We start from the raw sequence: 25,387 nt of genomic DNA, 5'->3' as shown, positions 1-25,387 counted from the left end.
CCTAGCCGGAAAAGACTTCCCGCCAATCGCGCGTCTTGGCCAGCGTCTGCACGGTTGCGGACTGTTCCAGGATGGTCACGGCTTTCTTGAATTCCTCGGCCGAGGCGCCGTCCTCCAGGATGACCATGCGCGAGTTGCGCGCGTCCGCCATCTTCACGTCCGACATCTTGCCGTGGGTCTGGTAGACCTGCGTCCAGTCCATTTTCTTGCCGGCCTTCAGGGCGATCGGTTCGATGTACGTCAGCGCGGTGCTGCTGGCGGCGCGCACGGCGAAGGCGAAATCGGCCGTGTGGCCGCTGCTGCCTTTGGCGCGCGCGCCCTTGACCATGCGGTTCACGCCCACGCCCGCCGTCAATGCCCGTCCGACCTGCGCGCGGAAGCGCAGCTGGCTGAACTTCGGCATCCACTTGGCGCACTGGAACGACAGGGCCATCGCCAGCTTGACCGCGTCCCACAGCGCTTCCTGCAGCTGTTCGTTGGGGCCGCTGGCGACGATGGCGCCGTCGCGGTCGAAGTGCGCCAGGCTGACGCCCGGCGTTTCATTCAGGATGTCGATGCGCTTGGCCGCCAGGTCGATGCCATAGCTGGACGCGTGCATCGCGGTCTCACAGGCGTCGGTGAGGTGGAACGTGGACTCGTCGGGATGCGCGATGAAGAAGGCCGCATGCTGCCCGTCCAGGCCCAGGGTCATGGGCGATATGGCGCGGATGGCGTGCTCGCCCGCCGGCAGGACGGTCCAGCCGGAGGCTTCCAGGAAAGTGCTCATAGGATCAGTTCGATTTGGCGGCCTTTGAGGGGATGCGCGAATCCGCCGGTGAGCGTCAGGTTCGCCCGCGGCAGGAAGTATTGCATCAGCGCGCCGATATTCTGCAGGGCAGGCACGATGGGCTCGGCGTAGCCTTCGCCATCGTCCACCCAGATGTGTTCATGGCTGCGGTCCGCAAGCGGCTTGCGGTACTGTGGCCGGCCTTCGCCCACCAGGCTGGTATGGAAGGAGTCGTCGGTGTCCACGCCGAACACGCGGTGCGGACCCACGAAGAGGCTGGCGCAGAACGCCTCGGCCAGGAAAATGGTGGCCTGGCCATGCACTGCCGTGCGCGCGCCGCGATAGGTGGCGCGGAAGATCACGTCTTCGCGCACTTCACCCTTGACCCGGCAGGCACAGGCGAATTCCATCCATTGGAGATTGCTGGCGGCGGGCTTGGGGACCCAGGCGATCGGTTTTACGGTTTCCTTGGGTTCGGCAAGAATCTCTTGCACCTCATCAACGGTGATTAACGGTTCGAACTTGTTGGCCATGGAACTGATCTAGGGTCTTGGAAATGCGCGCGCCGGGCAGCGCGCCTGGCAAACGCCGCGCGGCGGCGGGCGCACGCGCAACACTGCGAGGGGGCGTAATCTTACAAGATGAAGACTGCGCCGCTCGTTGTGCTGTATGGATATACAGCGCAACCAGCGGCGCATCGGGGCTTGTTCACGCGGCTATAGCGAGCTGGCGCCGAACGTGTCGCACTGCTTGATGCTGCCGCTCTCCAGCCCGCGCTTGAACCAGCGCACGCGCTGGGCCGACGAGCCGTGGGTGAAGGAGTCGGGCACCACATAGCCCTGGCTCTGCTTTTGCAGGCGGTCGTCGCCGATCGCGGTGGCGGCGGTCAGGGCTTCTTCCACGTCGCCGCTTTCCAGGATGTTGCGCGCCGCGTTGGCGCGCTGCGCCCACAGGCCGGCGAAGCAGTCGGCCTGCAGTTCCATGCGCACCGACAGGGCATTGGCCTGCGCAGGATTGCGGCGGCGCAGATTGTCCACCTGGTCCGAGATGCCCAGCAGATGCTGGACGTGATGGCCGACCTCATGCGCGATGACATAGGCCTGGGCGAAATCGCCCGGCGCCTTGAAGCGGTTCTGCAATTCGTCGAAGAACGCCAGGTCGATGTACACCTTGCTGTCGCCCGGGCAGTAGAACGGCCCCATGGCCGACTGTCCGGTGCCGCAGGCCGTGGGCGTGGCGCCGCGGAACAGCACCAGCTTGGGCGCCACATATTGGCGGTTCAGGTCCTTCTGGAAAATGGCGCTCCAGGTGTCTTCGGTTTCGCCCAGCACCTTCGAGACGAACACTGCCTGCTTGTCGTTGGCGGGCGGACGGGTGGCGGGGCCCTGCTGTTGCTGCACGGGCGGGCCTTCGGCCATTTGCAGGACCACGCTGGGATCCACGCCGAAATACATGGCGACCAGGGCCAGCACGATCGTGCCTATGCCGATGGTGCCGCGGCCGCCGATGCGTGGGCCGCCTGCGCGGCGGTCTTCCACATTGTCGCTTTCGCGCGAGTCATCAAGGCGCATACTGTTTCTCCGGGCGGGTCGGCGTTCCCGCCATTTTGCATCGCCGCTCTGTACTGAGCGGCCTTCAAGAGTGTTAGGATAAACCCATGGCCTTGTATTTCGATATTCATCCCGCGAATCCGCAACCGCGCCTGCTGAAGCAGGCGGCCCAATGGCTGGCCGATGGCGGGCTGGTCGCGGTGCCTACCGATTCGAGCTATGCCGTGGTCGCGCGGCTGGACGACAAGAACGCCGCCGACGGACTGCGGCGGTTGCGTGGCCTGGACGAACGCCATCATCTCACGCTGCTGTGCCGCGATCTGGCCGAAATCGGCCACTTCGCGCGCGTCGACAACCGCCAGTACCGCCTGCTGAAAGCCGCGACGCCGGGACCCTGGACCTTCATCCTGGAAGCCACCAAGGAAGTGCCGCGCCGCGTTTCGCATCCGTCGCGCAAGACCATCGGCATCCGGGTGCCGGACCATCCCGTCATGCTGGGCCTGCTGGAGCAGGTGGGGGCGCCCTTGCTGTCCACCACGCTCATCCCCAAGGACGAGACCGAAGCGTTGAACGACGCGGAAGAAATCCGCGAACGCTATGAGCACTCCCTGGCGGCCATCATCGACGCGGGCGCTTGCCCGCAATCGCCCACCACCGTGATCGACCTCACCGGCGACGACCCGGTGGTTGTGCGCGTCGGACGCGGCGATCCTGCCACCCTCGGTCTTGCCTGAGCGCGCCCGCCGCGCCGACCTGCACGCCGGCATGCGCCGGCGCGCGGCTCATCTACAATCCGGTTCGCCATGAATGACATCATCCAAACCATTGCGGTCTACGCGATACCGGTCATCTTCGCCATCACCTTGCACGAAGCCGCGCACGGCTACGTCGCGCGGATGTTCGGCGACCCCACGGCCTATCAGGCTGGACGCGTCAGCCTGAATCCCGCGCGGCACATCGATCCGGTCGGCACGCTGCTGGTGCCGGTGGCGATCCTGCTGGCCTCCAAGCTTTTGGGCAGTCCGGGCATGCTGTTCGGCTGGGCCAAGCCCGTGCCGGTGGATTTCGGCCGCTTGCGCCGGCCCAAGCAGGACATGCTGTGGGTGGCGCTGGCGGGACCCGCCGCCAACCTGTTCATGGCCGTCCTGTGGGCGTTTTCGCTGCGCATCTTCCTGGAGTCCGGCCTGCAGGAGTCGTTCTGGTTCGAAATGGCCGTGGCCGGCGTGAACGTCAACCTGGTGCTGATGGCCTTGAACCTGCTGCCCATCCTGCCGTTGGACGGGGGACGCATCCTCTTCAGCCTGCTGCCCAACCGCCTGGCCTGGCAATACTCGAAAATAGAGCCGTATGGTCTGGTGATCGTCGTCATCTTGCTGGTGACGGATGTGCTCTGGCTATTGATGCGGCCGGTACTCTCCCTGGGGACGACCATCGTCCAGTGGTTTCTGTAGGATTTCAGCCAATATCCGTTAAACTTAACGGTTTCTTTGATTCTGGCCCTGGGGCATCCCGCCACGGGGTTTTGGAGCCCTACATTTATGGCATCCCCTGCAACCGCCGCAGGCGTTAATTTCCAAGGCAGCATGGTGGCTCTGGTCACTCCCATGCAGCCCGACGGCAGTCTGGACTACGCGGCCTACCGGTCGCTGATTGACTGGCATATCCAGGAAGGAACCGACGCACTGGTGGTGGTCGGCACCACCGGGGAGTCGCCCACGGTCTCCATGGAAGAACATGCGGAGCTGATCCGCGTTGCGGTCGAACACGCTGCGGGCCGCATTCCGGTCATCGCCGGCGTGGGCGCCAACTCCACCGACGAAGCCATCCACCTGACGCGCCACGCCAAGGCCGTGGGCGCGCAGGCTGGCCTGTCGGTCGTTCCCTATTACAACAAGCCCTCGCAAGAAGGTTTGTACCGTCACTTCCGCACCATCGCGGAAGCCGTCGATCTGCCCACCATCCTGTACAACGTGCCGGGCCGTACCGTTGCCGACATGAGCAACGAAACGGTCCTGCGCCTGGCGCAGGTGCCGGGCATCATCGGCATCAAGGACGCCACGGGCGATATCGCCCGCGGCGGCCTGCTGCTGCGCGAAGCGCCGGCCAGCTTCCAGGTCTTCAGCGGCGATGACCCCACCGCCGCCGCCCTGATCCTGCTGGGCGCGCGCGGCAATATTTCCGTTACGGCCAACGTGGCGCCCAAGCTCATGCGTGAGCTCTGTGCCGCCGCCCTGGCCGGCAATGTGCCGAAGGTGCGTGAACTTAACGCGTACCTGGCGCGTCTGAACAAGGCTTTGTTCGTGGAAGCCAACCCCATCCCCGTCAAGTGGGCGTTGGCCGAAATGGGCCGCAGCGCACTGGGCTACCGGCTGCCGCTGGTTGAACTGGGGGCGCAGCACCACGCGACCGTGCGCGCCGCGCTCCAGGAAACGGGCCTGCTCTAAATATCGTGAGGATACGTATGAACAAGCGTCATGCCGGTTTGTCGGCATTGATGTCTCTGGTGTTGTTGGCCGGTTGCAGTGAGGTCAATCAATTCCTGGGCAATGAAGAGTCCGTCAACTACAAGAGCGCCGTCACCCAGCGTGGGGAGCCGCTCAGCATTCCCCCCGACCTGACCCAGGCCAACAGCGATCCGCGCTATCGCGCGCCCGCTTCGGGCTCCACCACTTATTCGCAGTTCCAGCAACAGGGCCAGGCGCAAGCTTCCCAGCCCAAGACCAGCAACGTGCTCCCCGGCCGCCAGGACATGCGTGTCGAGCGTGACGGCGACCTGCGCTGGCTGGTCGTGGACCGTGCTCCCGAAGACGTGTTCCCGCGTCTGGTGGACTTCTGGACCGAAAGCGGTTTCACCGTGGCAAGCAACAACCCGAGCGCAGGCCTGATCGAAACCGACTGGGCGGAAAACCGCGCCAAGATCCCGGAAAGCTGGCTGCGCCAAGCGTTGGGCGCGGTGCTGGAGTCGGCCTGGGACAGCGGCGAGCGCGAGAAATTCCGTACGCGCGTCGAACGCGTGAACGGCCACACCGAGGTCTACGTCAGCCATCGCCAGATGCTTGAGAAGCGCGTCGGCGCCGACGGCATGCAGGTGCAATGGCAGAACGGCAAGGAAGACCCGGGCCTGAACGCCGCCATGCTGGCGCGCATGATGGTCTATCTGGGCTCCGACGTCGACAACGCCCGCAAGCTGGTGCAGCAGGCCGAGGCCGCGCCGCAGAAACCCGCCGTGCAGCAGGACGTCCGCGCCCAGGGCGCCTCGCTGCTCGTTGCCGAATCGTACGACCGCGCCTGGCGCCGTGTCGGCGTGGCGCTGGATGGCGGCGGCTTCGCCGTGGACGACCGCGACCGCTCGGCTGGCGACTACTTCGTCCGCTATGTCGACACCGACACGGGCGAAAAGATGGAGCAGCCGGGCTTCTTCAGCCGCATGTTCTCGGGCGACAAGAAGGCCGAGGCGCCTCAGTATCGTATCCACCTGGCCGCCAGCGGCGACCAGACCGTGGTGACCGTGCTGGATGCCAATGGCGCGCGCGACAATAGCGCCACCGCCCAGCGTCTGCTGAGCGTGCTGAAGGACAAGATGTAAGACCAGACGGTTCTGCGCTCACGCGCAGGCCCGCACAAGAGAGGCCCCTGCGGGGGCCTCTTTTTTTGTCGGACACGCTTTGAGGCTCTTGCGTGCCGCAGGGAGGGCGAGCTTCGCGCCGCGAGGGCGTGCGTTTGCCGCACCTTGCGCATATGCCCTCCGGGCGCAAAAAAGCCCCGGCTGCAAAGCCGGGGCTTTTTCTTGCGTCCTCAGAGCGGGGGTTCGTCGCTGAGTTTTTATTAGGACGCGGGCGTGGTCGAGCCGCCCGGGGTGGTCGAACCGCCACCCGGCGTGGTGTTGGGCGTGGGCGCCGGAGCCGGCGAGGTGGCCGGGGGCGTCGTGGAGGGGGCGGGCGTGCTTGCGCCCGGAGCGGGGTTGGTCGCGGGCGCCGGGGCATCTTCCTTCTTGTTGCAGGCGCTCAGCGCGACGGCCAGCACCGAGGCAATAATCAAGGTTTTGCTCATCATTTTTAGACTCCTGTAGATGACGACTCTTGAAACCCCATTAGGGGAAACCAGAAGTCAGGCTACAGGAACACGCGGGCGCAACGCGTATGAAATTTAAAAAGGTCGCATCCCAACGGCAACAAACCTTTCAGCTTCGTGTTATCTCTTTCTTGATGTGTCCCGCGTATCAGACCTGATTTCCTTCTGTACAGGACTGATACGGGGCCGTGTCGGGATGCTACGCCGCGACGTAGCGGATCCAGCCGGAATCCAGCCAATCCGCCAGGCACGAGCGCGCTTCGTCGGTCAGGCGGGCGCAGGACGGATCCGAACAATCCAGGCTGCGCGCGTCCGCCAGCGTACGCAGGGCGGCGTCCGCGGGCACCATGGCAGTCTCGCCATTGATGAAGAGCTGCTTGCCGCGATAGAGCATGCGGCTGCGCCGGTCCAGCACCAGCCGGCCCGCGGCAGGCCAGTCTTCTTCCAGGTCCACGTCCATGCCTTCGGGAGCGTCGAACACGCTGAGATTGCTGGGCTCGGTCAGCCAGCAGCCCAGGAAGCGCGAGGCGAGCGCATCGTCGAAGCGCAGCTTTTCCACGGTTTCCAGCGTGGCGGCCACCAGCGCGTCCGGCAGCGCGGCGGGCGTGTCGACCGCGGGCTGGCCGGGGTCGCGATAGACGGCCGACAGCTTCGGACCGGGCAGGGCGGGCTCGCCATAGGGGCCGCCCAGGAGGCCGACGCGCGCCATGACCTGGTCCGCGGCCGCTTCGAGCAGCCCGCGCGCCAGCGTTGCCTGCGTGGGCGCGCGAAAACCGATGGAGATGGTCATGCAGCCGTCGCCCACCGCGACGCCGTCGTGGGCCGCCTGCGGCGGCAGGTAGAGCATGTCGCCGGGCGCCAGCACGGCCGTCTCTTCGGGTTCGAAACGGCTCAGGATCTTCAGCGGCAGGCCCGGCTCCAGCGACAGGTCCTTCTGGCGGCCATAGCGCCATTCGCGCTCGCCGGCGGCCTGCAGCAGGAACACGTCGTAGCTGTCGAAGTGCGGACCCACGCCGCCGCCATGGCTGGCGATGCTGATCATCACGTCGTCCAGACGCGCGTCGGGGATGAAGCGGAACAGCTGCATCAGTTCGGATGCGGCATCGCTGTGCAGGTCCACGCTTTGCACCAGCAAGGTCCAATCGCCTTCGTTGTCCTTGGGCAGGCGCGCGAACGGGCCGTTCTCCATTTGCCATTCGCCGTTCTCGCGCCAGATCAGGCGCGACTCCACGTCGTCGCGGCGCGCCAGTTTCTTGATGGCGGCGATCGTGACCGGCGGCTTGAAGCCGGGGATGGCCTGGCGGATCAAGAGGGGCTTGCGCTGCCAGTAGCGGCGCATGAAGTCGTTTGGGCTGTGGTTGCCCAGCAGGGCCAAGGGATGATCGAGGTTCATTGCAGGTGCTTCTTCAGGCGGTAGAGGGCGTCCAGCGCTTCGCGCGGGGTCAGGCTGTCGGGGTCGATGGCGGCGAGTTCCTCGCGCAGGGCGTCCAGGGCGTCGAGGTCGTCGGAACGGTCGGCTTCGGCATAGGCCTGGGCGTCGGCGTCAGCCGCGGCCGCGAACAGGCCAAGCTGCGGCGTGGGTGCGCCTTGGGCCTCCAGGCGCTCCAGCTCGCGCGAGGCCTGGCGGATCACGGCGGCGGGCACGCCCGCGCGCTGCGCCACCTGGATCCCGTAGCTGCGGCTGGCCGGGCCTTCGCGCACTTCGTGCAGGAACACGATGCCGCCGGCCGATTCGGCCGCAGCCAGGTGCACGTTGGCCGAGGCCGGCTGTTCCGCCGGCAGGCGGGTCAGCTCGAAATAGTGGGTGGCGAACAGCGTCAGCGCACGGTTGTGGGCCAGCAGGCGGCAGGCGATGGCCCAGGCTAGCGCCAAGCCGTCATAGGTGGACGTGCCGCGGCCGATTTCGTCCATCAGCACCAGGCTGTTGGGCGTGCTGGCCGACAGAATGGCGGCCGCCTCGGTCATTTCCATCATGAAGGTCGAGCGGCCGCCCGCCAGGTCGTCGGCCGCGCCGATGCGGGTGAAGATGCGGTCGATCTTGCCGATGCGGGCGCGCGACGCGGGCACGAAGCTGCCGATGCGCGCCAGCAGCACGATCAGCGCCACCTGCCGCATGTAGGTCGATTTACCGCCCATGTTCGGGCCGGTGATCAGCAGCATGCGGCGCGCCGGCTCCAGACGGCAGCCGTTGGGGGTGAAGCGCTCGATGGCGTGTTCCACCACCGGGTGGCGGCCGGCATCGATGTCGATGTCGGCCTGTTCGGACAGTTCGGGCGCGATCCAGTCGTGGCGGCGCGCGTGATCGGCCAGGGCGGCCAGCGCGTCCAGTTCGGCCAAGGCGGCAGCGCAGTCCGACAGCGGCCGCACGTGCTCGGCCAGCACGTCCAGCAATTGCTCGAACAGCCATTTCTCGCGGGCCAGCGAACGGTCCTGGGCGGACAGCACTTTGTCTTCCCAGGTCTTGAGTTCAGGGGTGATGTAGCGTTCGGCGTTCTTCAGCGTCTGGCGGCGGCGGTAGTCCTCCGGCACCTTGGCGGTCTGGCCCTTGGTGACTTCGATGTAGAAGCCATGCACGCGGTTGAACTCCACGCGCAGGTTGCTGATGCCGGTGCGTTCGCGCTCGCGGGCTTCCAGCTGCACCAGGAAGTCGCCGCCGTCGGCCGCGAGGCCGCGCAGCTCGTCCAGTTCGGCGTCGAAGCCCGCCGCCAGCACGCCGCCGTCGCGGATGGCGACAGCAGGCTCGGCGGCAATGGCGCGCACCAGCAGGGCGGCCAGGGCCGGGTCCACCGACAGGTGCGAGACCAGTTCGCCCAGCCGCGGCGAATCCGCCATCGGCTCGACCTGGTCGCGCAGCGCCGGCAGGGCTTGCAGCGCGTCGCGCAGGCTGGCCAGCTCGCGCGGGCGCACCGAACGCAGCGCCAGGCGGGCGGCGATGCGCTCGATGTCCGGGAAGGCGTTCAATGCGCTGCGCAAGGACTCCAGCAGGCCGGCCGAACCAAAGCCGGCCGCGCCGAAGGTCTGCTCCATGTCCATGCGGCCCGCCAACAGCGCCGAGATGGCTTGCTGGCGCGCCAGCGCCTGTTCGTTCTCGCGCAGCGGATGGTGCAGCCAGCGGCGCAGCAGCCGGCTGCCCATGGGCGTGCGGCAGCCGTCCAGCAACGAGAACAGCGTCGGCGAATCTTCGCCCGACAGCGTCTGCGTCAGCTCCAGGTTGCGGCGCGTGACCGGGTCCAGCAGCACGTACTGGCCGGGGCGTTCCGCCGACAGGCTCTGCACGTGGGCCAGGGCCTGCGACTGGGTGCGGGCGGCGTAGCGCAGCAGCGCGCCCGCGGCGCAGATGCCGGCCGGCATGTCTTCGATGTCGAAGCCCGCCAGCGTATCGGTCTTGAAATGCGCCAGCAGGTGCGCGCGCGCGCTGTCCGCTTCGAAGTGCCAATCGGGCACGCGGGCCCGCGCGCCTTCGAACGGGAAATCGAATTCGGCGCTGTCGGCGCAGACGATCTCGGCCGGCGCGATGCGGTGCAGCTCGGATTCCAGCTGCGCCGGCGCACATTCGGTCACGCGGAATTCGCCACTGGCCAGGTTCAGCCAGGCCAGCCCCGCGCGGGGCGCGCGCGCGGTGCCGCCCACGAACACGGCGGCCAGCGCGCGGTCCGCCTTGGCCGGCAGCAGCGCATCGTCCGTCAGCGTGCCGGGTGTGACGATGCGCACGATGCGGCGCTCGACCGGACCCTTGGACGTCGCCGGGTCGCCGATCTGCTCGCAGATGGCGATGGACTCGCCCATGGCGACCAGCCGCGCCAGGTATTGCTCCATGGCATGCACCGGCAGCCCGGCCATCGGGATCGGCGTGCCGTTGGACGAGCCGCGCTTGGTCAGCGTCAGGTTCAGCAGACGCGCGCCGCGCTCCGCGTCTTCGTAGAACATTTCATAGAAGTCCCCCATGCGGTAGAACAGCAGCAAGGGACCGGCCTCCGCTTTCAGGCGGAGGTATTGCTGCATCATGGGGGTGTGGCCCGGGTGGGCGTCGGCGGCGGTGTTTTGCGTTGCGGAATTCATGCCCGTGATTGTATCGGGCGCGTGAACCGCTGCGGGGAGGGACGGATGCTGGTTTTGTCCGGACCTCACTTGTTCATGATATTCCCCAACTTCTTGATCACCTCACGTTCGGTTTCCGCGCTGGCGTGGGCGGCTTTGGTGTAGCTCGCCGTATCCATGTACTGCGGCGATACGCCGGACTGGCGCAGCAGGGCCAGGAAGGCTTCGTCCTTGAGCGTGTCGCGGAAGGCGCCGTCGAGCTTGGCGATGACGGCCGGGTCCATGTCCTTGGGACCGGCGATGCCGAAGGGCGAGGTGTGCACCACGGGATAGCCGGCTTCCTTCAGGGTGGGGACGTCCGGCAGGTCGGGGGAACGTTTGTCGCCCAGCGACGCGAGGATGCGGACCTTGCCCGAGGCGACGTAGGGCAGGATCGTGCTGGCGCCGACCAGCACCTGGATGTGGCCGCCCAGCATGGCGGTCAGCGCGTCGGCGTCGCCCTTGTAGGGCACGTGGGTCCATTTGGCCTGGGCGGCTTCGCCCAGCTGCACCATGGCGATGTGCTGGCTGCTGTAGGCGCCCGGCGTGCCGTAGGAAATCGTGTCGGGCTTGGACTTGGCGTAGGCGACCAGGTCGTCCAGCGTCTTCCAGGGCGAGTCCGAGGCGACGGCGACGTAGTAGTTGTAGCCGGCGATCATCGAGATGTAGGTCAGGTCCTTGACCGGATCGTAGCGCGTGCCGGTGATGTGCGGCATGCGGAAGATGCCGATGGGCACCATGGTGACGGTATAGCCGTCGGGCGCGGTGTTGAGCATCTGGGTCGCGCCCAGCGTGCCGTTGGCGCCAGTCTTGTTCTCGACCACCACGGTCTGGCCGAGGCGCTTGCCGGACTGCTCGGCCAGGGCGCGCCCGACCACGTCGGTGACGCCGCCGGCGGAGTACGGGATGATCAGGCGGATCGGATGGTTGGGAAAGTCCTGTGCCAGCGCGGGGGCGCTGCCTGCGCTTGTCAGGACCATCATGCTTGCTGCCAGGATCTTCTTCATGTCATTCCTCCTTTGTGTGCCGCCGGCTTGCCGGCCGTCTCCAGGTCTAGCGGGATGCCTGGTATTGAACGTCAATCGATGATGCGCGCGCGGCTTGCGCCGAAGCCGATGCGCTGGAAACCCTCGCGGCTGCAATGGGCCGTCAGGGTGACTTCGTCTCCGGCCTCCAGGAACAGCCGGGTTTCGCCCGAGGGCAGGGTAATGGGTTGCGTGCCGCCGTGCGTCAGTTCGAGCAGGCTGCCGTGGCCGCTGTCGTCGGGCGTGGAGATGGTGCCCGAGCCCAGCAGGTCGCCGGGGCGCAGGTTGCAGCCGCCCAGCGTGTGCTGCGCCACCATCTGCGCGGGCGTCCAGTACAGGTGGCGGGCGTCGGATGCCGACAGCTGGCGCGGCGCCTGCGCGCGTTCGCGCGTGAGCGGCGTGGATAGCCACGCCTGCAGCGCGATCTCCAGTCCGCCGGTGGCGGCATCCCTGGCGTCGCGCAGGTAGGGCAGCAGTTCGGGATCGGCGTCGCCGCGCGCCATCGCGGCGCGGCGGAACGGGGCCAGCGCCTCGCTGGTCACGATCCAGGGCGAAACCGTGGACGCGAAGTTCTTGCCCTGGAAGGGCCCCAGCGGCTGGTATTCCCAGGCCTGGATGTCGCGCGCGGACCAGTCGTTCAGCAGGCCGTAGCCGGCGATGTGGCCGGCGGCCAGCTCCAGCGGCACCGGCTCCCCGAGGGCATTGCCGGGGCCGATCCAGATGGCCAGTTCCAGTTCGAAGTCCAATTGCGCCGAGGGCCGGAAGGCCGGCGTATCGACGCCGGCCGCGATCCTGACCTGGCCGCGGGGCCGCCGCACGGGCGTGTCGGACGAGCAGATGGAGGACGCGCGGCCATGGTAGGCAATGGGCACGTGCTTGTAGTTCGGCATCAACGGGTTGTTGGGGCGGAACAGCTTGCCCACGTGGTTTGCGTGATGGATGCCCGCATAGAAATCGGTGTAGTCGCCCACGTCCGCGGGCAGCAGCAGTTCGCACTGCGCTTGCGGGTGCAGCAGGCGCGCGGCATGGGCCTCATGCCGCGCGCGGCCGGGGTGTGCGGCGTCCAGCAGGGCGAACAGCGCGTGCCGCACAGCCTTGCGGGTGGGGCCGGGCAAAGCCATCCAGTCGTTGAGCCTGCGCGCCGACAGCGCTTGGCGTGCGACCGGGTCCAGTCCGTCCAGCAGGCCCAGTTCCACGGCGGCCTGGACATCCAGCACCTGTTCGCCGATGGCGACGCCGATTCGTGGTGCGCCGCCATCGCGGCGGAACACGCCCATCGGCAGGTTCTGCACCGGGAAATCCGGATGGCCGTCGGCGCCGTTGACCCAGCTCTGGGCGGTGGGCGCGTGGGTGTGGTCCAGCATCGTGTACTCCTCGCGGGCATTATCGGTATGGCTGCGCGCCGCTGCCCGGCCTGCGCGCATGTTCGTGAGGTCGTCGTTGCCGCTTCAGGCCGCGGTCGTGCCGCCGTCCATGGCCCAGGCCACGCCACGGACTTCGTCGGCGTCGGGCGAACAGAAGAACTCGCACAGCCCGGCGATCTGCTCCAGGGTGACGAACTTGCCCGAAGGCTGGCGCAGGCCCAACAGCTTGTTGGTGGCTGCGGCATTGTCCAGGCCGTCACGTTCGGCCAGTGCGTCGATCTGCTTCTGGACCAGCGGCGTGTGTACCCAGCCGGGGCAGATGGCGTTGCAGGTGATGGCGGTCTGCGCGGTTTCCAGCGCCACCGATTTGGTGAGGCCGATCAAGCCGTGCTTGGTGGCGTTGTAGCCGGTCTTGCCGGCGCGGCCGCGCAAGCCGCTGATGGATGCCATGTTGACGATGCGGCCCCAGTTGCGTGCGCGCATGGCAGGCAGCGCGGTGCGTATGGTGTGGAAGCTGGCGGACAGGTTGACCGCGATCATGTCGTCCCACTTGTCGACCGGAAAGGCTTCGATCTGGCTGACGTGCTGGATGCCGGCGTTGTTGACCAGGATGTCCAGCGCGCCGTAGGCCTGGTTCAACTCGGCCATCATGGCCTCGATCTCGGCCGGCTTGCGCAGGTCGCAGGGCTGGAAACGGACCGGCACGCCATAGGTATCGCGGAATTCGGCGCAGAGCGCGTCGGCCGCCGAAGCGTCGGCCAGGCCGTTGAGCACCAGGGTCGCGCCGGAGCGCGCCAGGCGCCGCGCTACCGCCAGGCCGATGCCGCTGGTCGAACCGGTTACCAGGGCCACCCGCCCCGAAAGATCAGCCATGCTTGTCTCCACGCTGTGTCGTTATGGAATGCGTGGCAGGTTAGGGCGTGGGGATTGAGTCGTCCAATTTATTATCGATGCATGATTTATATTCGTAGGATATTAATAACCGGCACCCTCAGAACCGCTCATGGAATTGCGCCATCTGCAGAGCTTCATGGTCCTCGCCACGGAGCTGAACTTCACGCGGGCCGCCTTGCGCCTGCACATCGCCCAACCGCCCTTGAGCCAGCGCATCCGCGAACTCGAAGACGAGCTGGGCGTGAAGCTGTTCGACCGCAGCACGCGCAAGGTGACGCTGACGGTGGCGGGCCGCGTGTTCCTGGACAGCATCCAGCCCATGTTCCGGCAGCTCGACGGCGCCGTGGAGGCTTGCCGCAAGGCTGGCCGGGGCGAGACCGGCAGCCTGCGGCTGGGCTATACCGGACGCGCCAGCCATGTGCGCCTGCCGGGGCTGGTGCGCGATTGCCGGCGCCATTACAGCGATATCGCGCTGGACATCCAGGGGCCGCTGCCCACGGGCGAGTTGCGCTTGAAGCTGCTGGACGGCACGCTGGATGCTGCGCTGTGCTTTCTGCCCCTGGAGGGCAAGCACATCGCGTCGCACGAGTTCATGCTCAGCGAGTTTTCCATTGCGCTGGCAGACGCGCATCCATTGGCCGCCAAGGCCGAATTGCGTGTCGCGGATCTGGCGCAAGAACCGTTCATCGCCTATCCCTCGGGCAAGGGCTTCCACTTGCGCGACGCCATGGATGCGATCTGCCTGGAGGCGGGTTTCCTGCCGCGCGTGCTGCGGGAAACGGAGGCGTCCCAAACCCTGCTGTGCCTGGTCGCGGCTGGCACCGGCGTGGCCATCATTCCGCGCGACATCGAATCCTTCAACATGGAGGGCGTGATGTTCCGCCCGTTGCCGGCGGACGCCCCTAAGCTGCAGCACGGCATTGCTTGGCTGGAGACCAACCAGAATCCGGCGTTGGGGCGTCTGTTGGCGTTGTGCGGCGTCGGGGGCGTGGCGGGATAGGGGGCCTGTCCGCGCTTGCTCCCGGCCGTCCGCAAACGGCACAATCGCAGCGCGCGGCCCTGTTTCCGCCGCCGGAGTCTCTTATCCATGCAGGTTCTATCCGTCCCGGCCACGCTGGACGCCAGCGAGCGCATCACCATCACCAGCGGCGCGCACCAGGCCGAATTCGCGCCGGGCGGCGGCGGCCGCCTGACCCGGTTGTCCACCGGCGCGCATGACTGGATCGTGCCCCTGACCGACACGCAGTGGCCCGCCGGACGCTGGCCGCGGGCGGGCTCCTATCCGCTGGCGCCTTACTCCAACCGCATCCGCGACGGCGTGTTCACCTTCAACGGCGCCAGGCACGCATTGCAGTCCGTACCCGGCCGGCCCCATGCGATCCATGGCGCAGGCCTGTATCAGCCGTGGCGCGTGCGCAGCCACAGTCCGGACAGCGTCGACCTGGTGCTGGAGCAGCCCGCCGGCGTGCTGGGCTGGCCCTGGCCCTTCGAATGCGTGCAGCGCTATCAGCTGGACGCGCGCGGCCTGAGCGTGGCGCTTGCCATCGTCAATCTCGGCGACACGCCCATGCCTTGCGGCCTGGGCCTGCATCCCTATTTCACGGCCGAGCGGGTCACGCTGCATGCGCGCCGCGAGTGGGCGGCGGACGCCGACGGCCTGCCCACCGGCAGCAAGGCCGTTCATGTGCGCGAACTGCGGCGTTCGGCCAGCGGCTGCGATACCTATCTGTCGCAGTGGGAAGGGCGAGCCACCCTGCATTGGCCCGACGGGCATCAGTTGTCGCTGCACGCCGACCCGGCGTTTGCGCATCTGGTGGTCTACACGGCGGGCGGTTCGGATTTTCTGTGCGTCGAGCCGGTCACCAACGTGGCCGATGCGTTCAACCTTGCGGCGGCGGGCGAAGCCCGTACCGGCATGCGGACGCTCGAGCCCGGCGCGCGCTTTGCCGCGACCGCGCTGTTCGGCCTGGAGCCGCCCCGAACGGCGCGTTCCTGATGCCTGCAAGCGGCGCTTTGAAAGCGCCGCCGCCTGCGGCGATAATCCGGGCAAACCAAGTCCAGGAGTCCTTCGATGAAAAAGCTCAGCACCGAACAATTGCAGGCTGCGGCCGAGACGCTGCGCCGCGTGCAGGCGAGGCTGGCGCGCGCCGGCAACTTGCCGCTTGAGCCCACCCTCTATGCCTGCGCGCAAGGATTCCGCCGCAACGTGCCCGACTATTTGTGGTCGTGGCTGTCAGGCCTGCTGGCGCCGCACAAAAGCCTGGGCGCGTGGATGGATGCGCACCAGCCTGGCTGGCGCACGGGCAAGACGCCCGCCGCGGTGGTCTACGCGCGCAGCGAAAACGGCTGGCTGGAATGGCTGATCGCCGAGCTGGAAGCCGAGATCAATGATCCCCACGCCCGCGCCAAGCGGGAAGGGCGCGCCTAGAACGGGCGCATTGCCGGCGCATCATGTGTCGCAGTTCGGACCGGATGCCGGCCCCACGCCTCAGGCCCGCTCGGCTCGCGAGCGGCGCACCAGAAGGAATAGCGCTTCCAAGACGGCGGCCGCCAGCAGGGCGGCCAGCACCGAACCCAGTACCTGCAAGTCCCATAGGCGCGGCGGACCCACGCGGAACTGCACGGTGTCGAAGACCAGTCCGGCCGTGATGCCGGCGACGATGGCGGCCTTCCATCCTTGCAAGGGAGCCAGCCGCAGCATCAGCAGGGTGAAGGCCACCATCCCCCAGAGCACGGGTTCAAGCGCCTGATTGAGAATGTGGTCGAGCAGAAGAGACTCCCGATGGTGTCGCGCATGTGTTTGCGCGCAGTCGAGTTTGTACTGCTTTCTGCCTGCAATTGCGAGACGCCCCGCCGCCGCGAGCGGCGAGGCATGGCCTACGCGCCTTAGAACCCTTCCAGCACGATCTTGCCCTGCGCCTTGCCGCTTTCAATGAAGGCGTGCGCCCGGCGCAGGTTTTCGGCGTTGATCTTGCCGTAGTGCGCGCCCAGGGTGGTGCGCAGCGTGCCTTCGTCGATCAGGCGGGCGGCCTGGTTCAGCAGTTCATGCTGCGCGATCATGTCGGGCGTGCCGTGCAGCGGACGCGCGAACATAAACTCCCAATGCAGCGATGCCGACTTGGACTTGAGCAGGCGCACGTCGATGGCTGCGGGATCGTCGATCAGGGCGATCTTGCCTTGCGGCGCAATCGCTTCGGCCATCTGCGCGAAATGCTGGTCGGTCTGGGTCAGGCCGGCGATGTGGCTGACGTGTCCGAAGCCGATGCGCTTGAGTTCGGCGGCCAGCGGCTGGCTGTGGTCGATCACGTGATGCGCGCCCAGTTCCCGCACCCAGGCCTGGGTTTGCGGGCGCGAGGCGGTGCCGATCACCGTGAGTCCGGTCAACTGGCGCGCCAACTGCACCAGAATGGATCCCACGCCGCCCGCGGCGCCGATGACCAGCAGGCTGCCTTGGCTGGGGGCGGCGTTGTCCAGCACGCGCAGGCGGTCGAACAGCAGCTCCCAGGCGGTGATGGTGGTCAGCGGCAGCGCCGCGGCCTGGGCGTAGTCCAGGCTGGCCGGCATGCGGCCGACGATGCGCTCGTCCACCACGTGCAGCTCGCTGTTGGCGCCAGGGCGGTTCAGCGCGCCCGCATACCAGACGCGGTCGCCCGGCTTGAACAGGCTGGTCTTTGCACCCACTGCGCGCACCACGCCGGCGGCGTCCCAGCCTATGACTTCGGGCTGGCCGTCCTTGGGCTTGCGATTGGCGCGGATCTTCACATCCACCGGGTTGACCGAAATGGCGCGGACCTCGACCAGCAGGTCGTGGTCGCCGGGCACCGGGTCGGCGATGTCGATGTCCTGCAGCGCCTCCGGGTGATCGGCGGGCAGGTTCTTGAAATAGGCGATGGCTTTCATGGTTGCTTGCCGGGATCAGATGATGGAACGCACCACGCCGCCGTCCACGCGCAGCGCCGCGCCGTTGGTGGCGGCGGCTTGCGTCGAGCTCGCGTAGACGACCATGTTGGCCACTTCTTCCACGGTGGCCAGGCGGCGCAGCAGCGAAGTGGGACGGTGCTGGGCGATGAAGTCGCGCTCCATCTGGTCCTGCGTGACGCCTTGTTCCTTGGCCATTTCGGCAAAGAAGTCCGACACGCCCTCCGAGCGCGTGGGGCCGGGCAGCACCGCGTTGACGGTGACGCCGGTGCCGGCGGTCAGCTCGGCCAGTCCGCGCGACACGCCCAGCAGGGCCGTCTTGCTGACGCCGTAGTGGATCATCTCCGCGGGGATCTGGACCCCGGATTCGCTGGATATGAACACGATGCGGCCCCAGCCGGCGGCCAGCATGCGCGGCAGGTAGTAGCGCGACAGGCGCACGCCGCTCATGACGTTGATGTCCAGCATGTACTGCCAGTCGTCGTCCGTGATTTCAGTGAAGGACTTGGGGGCGAAGTAGCCGGCGTTGTTGATCAGGATGTCGACGTCGGGATGGGCGGCCGAGATCGAGGCCGCGCCGTCGGCGGTGGCGAGATCGGCCTGCACGGTGCTCACGCGCGCGGCGGGAAACTGCTGGGCAAGCGACGCGGCCGCCTGCGCCAGCTTGTCGGCGTTGCGGCCGTGCAGCACGACTTCGGCGCCGGCCTCGGCCAGGCCCGCGGCTATGGCCAGGCCGATGCCGCCGGACGATCCGGTGACCAGGGCCTTCGTGCCGTTCAGTTCGATTTTCATGGGGGACTCCTTGCGTGTCGGGGAATGGAGCCATGATTACCCAGTCCAAACCAGCGAAAAAGCGGCTAGCATCGCAGTCAGTTTCAATAATTTTTTGAAAATGAGGCCGGCATGGTGCGGTTCGAGGATCTGAGGATATTCATGGCGGCGGCGGACCAGGGCAGCTTTTCCGCCGCCGCGCGCGAGCTTGACCTGACGCCAGCGGTCGCCAGCGCCGCGCTCAAGCGGCTGGAGCAGGTCCTGGACGCGCGCCTCTTCGTGCGCACGACGCGCAGCCTCAGGCTGACGAGCGACGGCGCACGCTATCTGGAGCATGCCCGCGCTGCGCTGTCGGCGCTGGACGCGGGCAGGAACGCCGTGGCGCGCAACAAGACGGAGATCTCCGGCACGCTGTCCTTGTCGATCCCGTCCGACCTGGGCCGCCACGTGCTGCTGCCATGGCTGGATGAGTTCCAGGAACGGCATCCACGCGTCAACTTCCAGGTGCGCATCAGCGACCGCCTGGCCGACCTGTACCGGCAGCCGGTGGATCTTGCGGTGCGTTATGGCACTCCGAACGACTCTGGACTGGTGGCCCTGCCGCTATCCGAGCACAACCGCCGCGTGGTGTGCGCCTCGCCCGCATACCTTGCGCGCCATGGCGTGCCGCAGGTGCCCGATGACCTGCGCCGCCACAACTGCCTGTCCTTCGTGCTGGGCGAAACCCTGCACGACCGCTGGGCCTTCCGGCACGAAGGCGCCGCGCTCACCATACCGGTCAAGGGCGACCGCGTCGGCGATGACGGCGAACTCGTGCGCCGTTGGGCCCTGGCTGGCCATGGCCTGGCCTACAAGTCGCGCTTTGACGTGCTGGCCGACCTGCGGGCGGGCAGGCTCATCGAAGTCCTGGCCGACTACACCAGCGAACCGTCGCCGCTATACCTGCTGTGCGTGCACCGCATGCTGCTGTCGCCGGCGGTAAAGCGGCTGCGCGAGTTCCTGCACGAACGCTTCAAGGCGTTCGAGGCGGGCTAGCCGGCCTTTGTGCGCTTCAATGCGCGTGGCTGGCCCGTTGGTTTGCCGCGCGCGTGCGGGCGGCTTTCTTCGCGGCTGCGGAACGGCCTGCGGCGCCCTTGGTGGCGGCAGCCTTCTTGGCCGCGGCCGAGCGGGCGGCGGCGCTGCGCTTGGAGGCCGATGCGCTGGCCTGCCGCGACAACGCGGTGCGTGTAGCGGGCTTGGCGCTTTCCTTCTTCATGGCGGTGGTGGTGGCCTTGGCGCGTGTGGCGGACTTGGCATGCCCATCATGGGCTGCGTCGCTGTCCTGCTTTGCGCGGCGCTTGGTCGCCGCGCTGGCCTTCTTCGGCGCGGGCAGGGCCACGCCGGCGCGGCGCGCCTTGGACAGTCCGATCGCGATGGCCTGCTTGGTGGATCGCACGCCATGCTTGCCTTCGCGCACGTGTTCGATTTCCTCGCGCACGAATTCTCCGGCCTGCGTGGATGCGGATTTTCCTTGCCGTTTGTCGCGCGCCGCTCGTTCCAGGGTTTTTCGTTCAGGCATGACGACACCTCCTTGCTTGCGTTGCGAAAACGCGCTCCGCCACGCCGACGCCGGTGCGACGGAACTCGTAACACCACTCTAGCGCCGTGGGCGTATGCTGTGTGTTCGAATGGATTGCCGGTCGTAAGCGCCGGAACACCGCCGCCAGACCGACGATGCACGACTCACCCCCTTAGCGGAGACGAGCTATGTCGAATCATGTCTACAAGCAAATCGAACTGGTGGGTTCATCCACCAAGTCCACCGACGACGCCATCAGCCAGGCCATCGCGCGCGCTTCCGAGACGCTGCGCAACCTCGATTGGTTCGAAGTGACCGAAGTGCGCGGCCACATCAAGGACGGCAAGGTGGCGTACTGGCAGGTCGGCTTGAAGATAGGCATGCGGCTGGAAGGGAACGAGTGAGTCCGCTTGCTGCTTCTTTATTGAGCACCCCTTCCAAGTGATTGTCGGATAAGGATTTTTCCCGCTTGTTATCCGACTGTTCAGAGGCTTGTCCACATTCGGTGGGGACAAGCTTGCTTGCCTTGCGCCTGCCGTCATCGCGATCCGCGGTGGCATCGTGAACCCGCCGGCATTGAGCGTTTCTTGAGCGGCTGCTTCAAGTGCTTGGTGCATAAGGCTTTTTGCATGCTGCCCTCATACTGTCCTCAGGCTTATCCACATTTGGCGGGGACAACCTGGGCGCTTCGATACGGCGTTTGAGCCATTCTTGACCACCCCTTCCAGGCGCTTGATATGCAAGGGAATTTTCGACCTGCCCTCATACTGTCCTCATGCTTCTCCACAGAACGCGGGGACAAATCCACATTTCGGCGCAGCCGCCGCGCAAGTCCGCGCGGTCATCGTGGTTTCAGTGGATAAGTGCGTCAAAAATCATCCAAAAGGATGATTGCGCAATTTTTGACCGGCCCTCGCAAGTGCTTGGCGGGACAGGGGAATTTCACTATGCCCCAAGGCTGTCCTCAACCTTCTCCACAGTTGGCGGGGATAAGTGAATGCCCCCACGCCGCGCACGTTGCGCGTGCTTGCTGCCCCCCGAGGGGGCTGGCCCGCCTTGGGGCGGCCCGGCGGCGGGCCGGCGCTCGAGCTGCGCTGGCTGCGCACAATGGCCGCCGCATTCTCCGGTCGAGGAAGGATGCGGGATTCATGGGAGGTCGCACGCAAAAAAAAGCCCCCCGACGTATCGGGGGGCTGGATCGCCCGGAGGTAGACGGGCGATCTCTGCCGGCCGGGAGGAGCCCGCGCCGGCAGCGGCGGCGATCAGGGGTTGAACTTCTTGATCCAGTCCACGTAGCGGTCCACCCAGCCTTGCAGGAACTTGCGGGTGCCTTCGTTGGTGATGTTGTACTGGTCGTCGACCAGGCCTTCGGTGTATTGCAGGAAGACTTCCGGCGTGGTCAGGGCGTTGGCGCCCTCGGCGGCCAGGATGTTGCGCAGGTGCTGCTGCATCAACGCGGTGCCGGCGGCGCTGGGCGAAGTGCCGACGATGCCGACGGCCTTGCCGGTCCAGGAGTTCTGGCCCCAGGGACGCGAACCCCAGTCGATGGCGTTCTTGATGGCGGCGGGCACGGAGCGGTTGTGCTCGGGCGACACGAACAGGATGCCCTGGGCGTCGGCGATCTGCTGCTTGAGCTTGGCGGCGGGGGCGGGCAGGTTGTTCTCGTTGTCCTGGTTGTAGAGCGGCACGTCGCCCAGGCTCACGTATTCGAACTTGAAGTCCGCGGGCACCAGCTTTTCCAGCGCGCGGGCCAGCCGCAGGTTGAACGAGGCAGCGCGCAGGCTTCCGACGAAAACGGCAATCTTGTAGGTGCTCATGGGGCGCAGGCTCCAAGGGGTGGACGGGATTGTCAGTGTAGACCTGTACGCAAGCCCGCTCAATCACGATCGCGGATATGTTTATTCATGATCATGACGCGCTGATGTCGGCGGCGCGCGGGTTGGCGCGTCAGCTCATCAGGCTGACATGGGCAGCGACCACGCGCCATCCCTCAGGCGTGCGCATCCAGGTTTGGCTTTGCCGGCCGATGCGGTCGCTGCCGTCGCGCTGGAATTCCAGATTGGCCGTTGCGAAATCCTGGCCATAGGTGGTGACGACCGCGCGCAATACGCGCCGGGCCAGCCCTTGCGGTGAACGCGCCGCGCGGAAGGCGCGGATGGCATCGTAGCCGTAGAGATTTTCGCCCGCGCCATAGCGCAGCGTGTGAGGGCTGTTCCAGAACAGCGCATTCAGAACCTCCACCTGGTTGTTCACCAGGGCGGTTTCGTAGCGGTCCAGGGCGGCGGTGACTTCCGCCACGACGTCGGGCAGATTGATATCCATGCGTGCTGCTCCAGTTGGCACCGTTATGGTGCGAAATCTAGGGGTAATCACCAATATGGTGTGTCCTGCGGTGCGGCGGCTCCGTCCCGTGAGCGGCGGTTTCTCGACCTCGTCGGGAGGAGCGCGGCGTGGCGATCCTGGCATGCCGCTTGCTAGGGTAAATACTGCATAGATGCTGCATAACAAGCTGCGCGCCGTCCCAGGAGTTCCGCCATGTCCAGTTCCGCCGTTTCCGCCCCGGTCACCATGTTGGTCACCCGGCACATCACCCCCGAACGCTATGGCGATTTCCTGTCCTGGATGCGCCAGGGGGAAATCCTCGCGGCAGGTTTCCCGGGCTTTCTCGGGTCCGGCGTGCTGCAACCCGCGGAAGGCGGCGACCAGTACCAGATCGTCCTGCGTTTTGCCGACGCGGCCAGCCTCGCCCGCTGGGAAAACTCCCTGCCGCGGCGCATGTGGCTGGAGCGCGGCGCGTCGCTGGTGCGCGCCAGCCACGAGCGCCGCGTCAGCGGCACGGACGACTGGTTCGCGCCCAGGACCAGCGCGCCGCCGCGCTGGAAGCAGGCCGTCAGCATCTGGCTGGCCTACTTTCCGGTGCTGCTCGTTTTCTCCGTGTTGGCTAGCGAACCGCTGAGCCTCTTGCCGGTTTTCTGGCGTGTGCTGATCACCAGCGTAGCGCTCACGCCGGTGATGGTGTTCATCTGCATGCCCCTGGTGGCGCGCATGCTGCATCGCTGGCTGCGGGCGGGCTGAAGCAGGCAGGCGCGGCCGGTTCAGGCCGCGCGCGCGCCGCGGGAGGAATACAGCCGGTGCAGCGTGATCTTGCGCACCGCGGCCTGGCTGCCCTGGATATGCGCGTGCAGCAGCGCCACCGAGCGCGCCGCATCGCCGGCCAGCGCGGCTTCGAGTATGGCCGCGTGCTCTTCGTAGGTCTTGCCGATGCGCTCGGGCAGGGTGAAGTCCAGCCGCCGCACGATGCGGATGCGTTCGGTGGCTGCGCGGTGCACGCGGGCGATCTCCGGATTGCCAGCGGCGGTCACCAGGTCGATGTGAAAGCGCTCGTCCAGATTCGCCAGCCGCTCGCAGTCGCCCGAACGTTCGCTTGGGTCCACCAGCCAGATATCGGCCAGCGGGCGCAGCGCGCGCTGCCGCTCGGCGGCGCTGGCCGATGCGCACAGCGATTGCACCGCGGCCGCTTCCAGCACGCTGCGCAGTTCGTAGAAGTGGTCCAGCGTGTTGAAGTCCAGCGGCTTGACCAGCCAGCCATTGCGTTGCCGCACCTCCAGATAGCCTTCCCGCTCCAGGCGGAACAGGGCCTCGCGCACGGGCGTGCGGCTGACCTGCAGGCGGTCGGCGATCTCGGTTTCGGTGAAGCGGTCGCCCGGCGCCAGCCGGAAGTCCAGGATGTCGCGCTTCAGCGTGCCGTAGGCGGTGTCGGCGAGCGTGCGCGGTATGTCGATGACGGCGAAGGCGGTTTCCATGTGGTGGCCTCGGAGCGGTGGTTCAAAGGGGGCGCAGGCGGGCAATGCCGGCCTGCTGCAGCGCGTGCGCGGCGCGCAGGCAATCGGCTTCGCGCCATGGCGCGCCGATCAACTGCACGCCCAGCGGCAGGTGATCGTCCTGTCCGGTTTCGGGCCAGACCGGCGCGGCGCAGACGGGCAGGCCGATGCATGACACCGGCTGCGTCAAGAGCCCCATGCTGGCGCGCGCCGGCAGCCGCTGGCCGGCCAACGTCAGCCAGTCCGAACCGATGGGCGTGGCCGGCACTGGCGTGGCAGGGGCGATCAGCACGTCGTAGTGTTCGAACAGCGTCAGCGCTTCGCGATAGACGCGGTGGCGGATGCGCTGCGCCTGCTGCGCCCAGGCCGCGGGCACGAGGCTGCCTGCGACCAGCCGGTCGCGCGACAGCGGTTCGTAGTAGTCGTAGTGCGTGACGAGCCTGCGGCGATGCAGGGCGCCGCCTTCCGCCGCCGTGATGACGAAGGCCGCGGCGCGAGCTTGGGCGGCTCCCGCCAGTTCGACCACGGCCGTGGCGTCCAGCGCACGCGCCGCGATCTCGACGGCGCGGCGGGCCTGCGGTCCGGCCCATTCCGAAAAGTAGCCGCCCAGCACCGCCACCCGCAGTCCGCGCATGCCCGCGTTCAGCGCCGGCAACGCGGCTTCGGCGGGACGTCCGGCGCAGGCCACGTCCTCGGCGTCCGCGCCCTGCAGCGCGTCGTAGGCGGCGGCAAGGTCGCTGGCGCTGGCCGCGAACGGTCCCAGGTGGTCGAGGCTGCCGACGAACGGAAATGAGCCGGCGCGCGACAAGCGGCCGAAGGTAGGTTTCAGGCCGAACACGCCGCACAGCGATGCCGGCACGCGGATCGAACCGTTGGTGTCCGAGCCCAGCGTCAGCGGCACCAGGCCGCCCGCGACCGCGGCGGCGCTGCCGCCGGAGGAGCCGCCGGCGATGCGGGTGGTGTCGTGCGGGTTGCGGCAGGCGCCGTAGTGGCTGTTTTCCGTGGTGAATCCGTAGGCGTGTTCGTCCATGTTCAGTGCGCCGACCAGCACCGCGCCGGCCTCGCGCATGCGCTCGACCAGCCTGGCGTCGCGCCGCGCGGGCGGGTTGGAGGCGTTGACCCGCGCGCCGGCCAGGGTGACTTCGTCGGCGATGTCGAACAGGTTCTTGACCGCATACGGCACGCCCGCCAGCGGCGGCAGCGGCTCGCCGCGGGCGCGGCGCGCGTCGATGGCCGCCGCTTCCTGCCGCGCCCGGCTTTCGGTGACGGCGGTAAAGCAGTTGTAGCGTGCGTCGCGTTCACGCACGCGCGCCAGCGTGGCGTCCAGCACTGCCATGGCGCTGCGTTCGCCGGCGCGGACCTGGCGCGCGATATCCTGCGCGGGGCCGCTCACGGACGGAACACCGCGGCCGATTCCAGCTCCACGGCCAGCGGCTCGTCGACGAAGCCGGCCGCGATGTCCTGGATGCGCGCGAATTGCTGCGCGACGTCGGCCACCGTTTGCTCGCGCAAGGCATAGCCGGCCAGCGCCAGGGCGCTGCGTACGTATTGGTCGATGGTTTCCTGGGTCAT

28 protein-coding genes are annotated in these 25,387 nt (G+C 67.2%); 10 read left to right on the top strand and 18 right to left on the bottom strand.

Going from position 1 to position 25,387, the window contains the following annotated elements:
- Nucleotide 1: 1 nt before the first annotated feature.
- The 3 genes from ACM1PE_RS19085 to ACM1PE_RS19075 all read right to left on the bottom strand — a co-directional run bounded on the left by ACM1PE_RS19085 (nt 2) and on the right by ACM1PE_RS19075 (nt 2,337).
- Nucleotides 2–766: a DUF1828 domain-containing protein gene (locus tag ACM1PE_RS19085; RefSeq protein ID WP_419340676.1), complete on the bottom strand. Its 765-nt coding sequence runs from the start codon at nt 764–766 to the stop codon at nt 2–4.
- Nucleotides 763–1,299 carry a hypothetical protein gene (locus ACM1PE_RS19080; RefSeq protein ID WP_054453268.1) on the bottom strand — a complete coding sequence of 179 codons (537 nt, stop codon included), beginning with the start codon at nt 1,297–1,299 and terminating at the stop codon, nt 763–765. Before ACM1PE_RS19080 ends, ACM1PE_RS19085 begins: the two co-directional genes overlap by 4 nt.
- 183 nt (nt 1,300–1,482) lie before the next feature.
- Nucleotides 1,483–2,337 (bottom strand): neutral zinc metallopeptidase, encoded by an 855-nt coding sequence (locus ACM1PE_RS19075; protein WP_059371933.1) that lies wholly within the window; start codon nt 2,335–2,337, stop codon nt 1,483–1,485.
- Between the two features lie 86 nt (nt 2,338–2,423).
- On the opposite strand from ACM1PE_RS19075, the gene ACM1PE_RS19070 reads away from it, so the two are divergent.
- The 4 genes from ACM1PE_RS19070 (at nt 2,424) to bamC (ending at nt 5,902) form a co-directional block, all read left to right on the top strand.
- Nucleotides 2,424–3,050 (top strand): L-threonylcarbamoyladenylate synthase, encoded by a 627-nt coding sequence (locus tag ACM1PE_RS19070; protein WP_059371935.1) that lies wholly within the window; start codon nt 2,424–2,426, stop codon nt 3,048–3,050.
- A 69-nt stretch (nt 3,051–3,119) separates the two neighbouring features.
- On the top strand, nt 3,120–3,767 hold the full coding sequence (locus tag ACM1PE_RS19065; RefSeq protein ID WP_059371937.1) for a site-2 protease family protein: 648 nt from the start codon (nt 3,120–3,122) through the stop codon (nt 3,765–3,767).
- Between the two features lie 87 nt (nt 3,768–3,854).
- The gene (gene dapA / locus ACM1PE_RS19060; protein ID WP_059371940.1) at nt 3,855–4,760 is read left to right on the top strand and encodes a 4-hydroxy-tetrahydrodipicolinate synthase; all 906 of its coding nucleotides are present in this window, start codon (nt 3,855–3,857) and stop codon (nt 4,758–4,760) included.
- Nucleotides 4,761–4,777: 17 nt separating this feature from the next.
- The gene (bamC, locus tag ACM1PE_RS19055) at nt 4,778–5,902 is read left to right on the top strand and encodes an outer membrane protein assembly factor BamC (RefSeq protein ID WP_059371942.1); all 1,125 of its coding nucleotides are present in this window, start codon (nt 4,778–4,780) and stop codon (nt 5,900–5,902) included.
- Between the two features lie 239 nt (nt 5,903–6,141).
- On the opposite strand, the gene ACM1PE_RS19050 is transcribed toward bamC, so the two are convergent.
- The 6 genes from ACM1PE_RS19050 to ACM1PE_RS19025 form a co-directional block, all read right to left on the bottom strand.
- Entirely contained in the window at nt 6,142–6,369 is a 228-nt protein-coding gene (locus ACM1PE_RS19050) for an endopeptidase (RefSeq protein ID WP_118933176.1), read from the bottom strand.
- Between the two features lie 217 nt (nt 6,370–6,586).
- Nucleotides 6,587–7,780 (bottom strand): JmjC domain-containing protein, encoded by a 1,194-nt coding sequence (locus tag ACM1PE_RS19045; RefSeq protein WP_419340675.1) that lies wholly within the window; start codon nt 7,778–7,780, stop codon nt 6,587–6,589.
- Nucleotides 7,777–10,446, bottom strand: a complete 2,670-nt coding sequence (mutS, locus tag ACM1PE_RS19040; protein WP_347881386.1) for a DNA mismatch repair protein MutS — start codon at nt 10,444–10,446, stop codon at nt 7,777–7,779. The genes ACM1PE_RS19045 and mutS overlap by 4 nt, the downstream gene beginning before the upstream one ends.
- Nucleotides 10,447–10,511: 65 nt before the next feature.
- Nucleotides 10,512–11,471 (bottom strand): Bug family tripartite tricarboxylate transporter substrate binding protein, encoded by a 960-nt coding sequence (locus tag ACM1PE_RS19035; protein WP_419340674.1) that lies wholly within the window; start codon nt 11,469–11,471, stop codon nt 10,512–10,514.
- 71 nt (nt 11,472–11,542) lie between these two features.
- Nucleotides 11,543–12,853, bottom strand: a complete 1,311-nt coding sequence (gene fahA / locus ACM1PE_RS19030) for a fumarylacetoacetase (RefSeq protein ID WP_419340673.1) — start codon at nt 12,851–12,853, stop codon at nt 11,543–11,545.
- Nucleotides 12,854–12,937: 84 nt separating this feature from the next.
- Nucleotides 12,938–13,726 (bottom strand): 3-hydroxybutyrate dehydrogenase, encoded by a 789-nt coding sequence (locus ACM1PE_RS19025; protein WP_118934123.1) that lies wholly within the window; start codon nt 13,724–13,726, stop codon nt 12,938–12,940.
- A gap of 130 nt (nt 13,727–13,856) precedes the next feature.
- Between ACM1PE_RS19025 and ACM1PE_RS19020 the strand changes: the two genes are divergently transcribed.
- The 3 genes from ACM1PE_RS19020 (at nt 13,857) to ACM1PE_RS19010 (ending at nt 16,175) form a co-directional block, all read left to right on the top strand.
- The gene (locus ACM1PE_RS19020) at nt 13,857–14,747 is read left to right on the top strand and encodes a LysR family transcriptional regulator (RefSeq protein WP_059371955.1); all 891 of its coding nucleotides are present in this window, start codon (nt 13,857–13,859) and stop codon (nt 14,745–14,747) included.
- Between the two features lie 87 nt (nt 14,748–14,834).
- Nucleotides 14,835–15,743, top strand: a complete 909-nt coding sequence (locus ACM1PE_RS19015) for an aldose 1-epimerase (RefSeq protein WP_419340672.1) — start codon at nt 14,835–14,837, stop codon at nt 15,741–15,743.
- 75 nt (nt 15,744–15,818) lie between these two features.
- On the top strand, nt 15,819–16,175 hold the full coding sequence (locus ACM1PE_RS19010; RefSeq protein ID WP_054453246.1) for a hypothetical protein: 357 nt from the start codon (nt 15,819–15,821) through the stop codon (nt 16,173–16,175).
- A gap of 60 nt (nt 16,176–16,235) precedes the next feature.
- On the opposite strand, the gene ACM1PE_RS19005 is transcribed toward ACM1PE_RS19010, so the two are convergent.
- The 3 genes from ACM1PE_RS19005 to ACM1PE_RS18995 form a co-directional block, all read right to left on the bottom strand.
- On the bottom strand, nt 16,236–16,481 hold the full coding sequence (locus ACM1PE_RS19005; RefSeq protein WP_280016431.1) for a hypothetical protein: 246 nt from the start codon (nt 16,479–16,481) through the stop codon (nt 16,236–16,238).
- 152 nt (nt 16,482–16,633) lie between these two features.
- Nucleotides 16,634–17,647: a zinc-binding alcohol dehydrogenase family protein gene (locus tag ACM1PE_RS19000; RefSeq protein WP_419340671.1), complete on the bottom strand. Its 1,014-nt coding sequence runs from the start codon at nt 17,645–17,647 to the stop codon at nt 16,634–16,636.
- A gap of 15 nt (nt 17,648–17,662) precedes the next feature.
- Nucleotides 17,663–18,457 (bottom strand): SDR family NAD(P)-dependent oxidoreductase, encoded by a 795-nt coding sequence (locus ACM1PE_RS18995; protein WP_419340670.1) that lies wholly within the window; start codon nt 18,455–18,457, stop codon nt 17,663–17,665.
- 111 nt (nt 18,458–18,568) lie between these two features.
- Between ACM1PE_RS18995 and ACM1PE_RS18990 the strand changes: the two genes are divergently transcribed.
- Nucleotides 18,569–19,471 (top strand): LysR family transcriptional regulator, encoded by a 903-nt coding sequence (locus ACM1PE_RS18990; protein WP_118934129.1) that lies wholly within the window; start codon nt 18,569–18,571, stop codon nt 19,469–19,471.
- 16 nt (nt 19,472–19,487) lie between these two features.
- On the opposite strand, the gene ACM1PE_RS18985 is transcribed toward ACM1PE_RS18990, so the two are convergent.
- Nucleotides 19,488–19,994: a DUF6496 domain-containing protein gene (locus tag ACM1PE_RS18985; protein ID WP_419340669.1), complete on the bottom strand. Its 507-nt coding sequence runs from the start codon at nt 19,992–19,994 to the stop codon at nt 19,488–19,490.
- Nucleotides 19,995–20,182: 188 nt separating this feature from the next.
- Between ACM1PE_RS18985 and ACM1PE_RS18980 the strand changes: the two genes are divergently transcribed.
- Nucleotides 20,183–20,398 (top strand): dodecin, encoded by a 216-nt coding sequence (locus tag ACM1PE_RS18980; RefSeq protein ID WP_042794506.1) that lies wholly within the window; start codon nt 20,183–20,185, stop codon nt 20,396–20,398.
- Nucleotides 20,399–21,256: 858 nt separating this feature from the next.
- Here ACM1PE_RS18980 and ACM1PE_RS18975 read toward each other — a convergent pair.
- Together ACM1PE_RS18975 and hpxZ are read right to left on the bottom strand one after the other, a co-directional pair.
- A complete protein-coding gene (locus tag ACM1PE_RS18975) occupies nt 21,257–21,811 on the bottom strand; it encodes an NADPH-dependent FMN reductase (protein ID WP_059371972.1) in 555 nt (184 codons plus the stop codon).
- A gap of 130 nt (nt 21,812–21,941) precedes the next feature.
- Complete coding sequence (gene hpxZ / locus ACM1PE_RS18970) at nt 21,942–22,316, bottom strand: oxalurate catabolism protein HpxZ (RefSeq protein ID WP_419340668.1); 375 nt, start codon at nt 22,314–22,316, stop codon at nt 21,942–21,944.
- Nucleotides 22,317–22,529: 213 nt separating this feature from the next.
- Between hpxZ and ACM1PE_RS18965 the strand changes: the two genes are divergently transcribed.
- Complete coding sequence (locus ACM1PE_RS18965; protein ID WP_059371977.1) at nt 22,530–23,069, top strand: antibiotic biosynthesis monooxygenase; 540 nt, start codon at nt 22,530–22,532, stop codon at nt 23,067–23,069.
- Nucleotides 23,070–23,089: 20 nt separating this feature from the next.
- Here the strand turns inward: ACM1PE_RS18965 and ACM1PE_RS18960 are convergent, their stop codons facing one another.
- Genes ACM1PE_RS18960 through ACM1PE_RS18950 form a run of 3 tightly spaced genes read right to left on the bottom strand, consistent with a single transcriptional unit; the run spans nt 23,090 to nt 25,387 of the window.
- Nucleotides 23,090–23,797: a GntR family transcriptional regulator gene (locus ACM1PE_RS18960; protein WP_118934130.1), complete on the bottom strand. Its 708-nt coding sequence runs from the start codon at nt 23,795–23,797 to the stop codon at nt 23,090–23,092.
- Nucleotides 23,798–23,819: 22 nt separating this feature from the next.
- A complete protein-coding gene (locus ACM1PE_RS18955) occupies nt 23,820–25,208 on the bottom strand; it encodes an AtzE family amidohydrolase (protein ID WP_251881951.1) in 1,389 nt (462 codons plus the stop codon).
- A complete protein-coding gene (locus ACM1PE_RS18950) occupies nt 25,205–25,387 on the bottom strand; it encodes a DUF4089 domain-containing protein (protein ID WP_059371982.1) in 183 nt (60 codons plus the stop codon). Before ACM1PE_RS18950 ends, ACM1PE_RS18955 begins: the two co-directional genes overlap by 4 nt.

The organism is Achromobacter sp. PD1 (assembly GCF_048541815.1).
In the GTDB taxonomy this organism is placed as follows: Bacteria; Pseudomonadota; Gammaproteobacteria; order Burkholderiales; family Burkholderiaceae_B; genus Achromobacter; species Achromobacter bronchisepticus_A.
The sequence above is the reverse complement of the archived record's forward strand: the minus strand, read 5'-3'. Positions and strand labels throughout refer to the sequence as shown.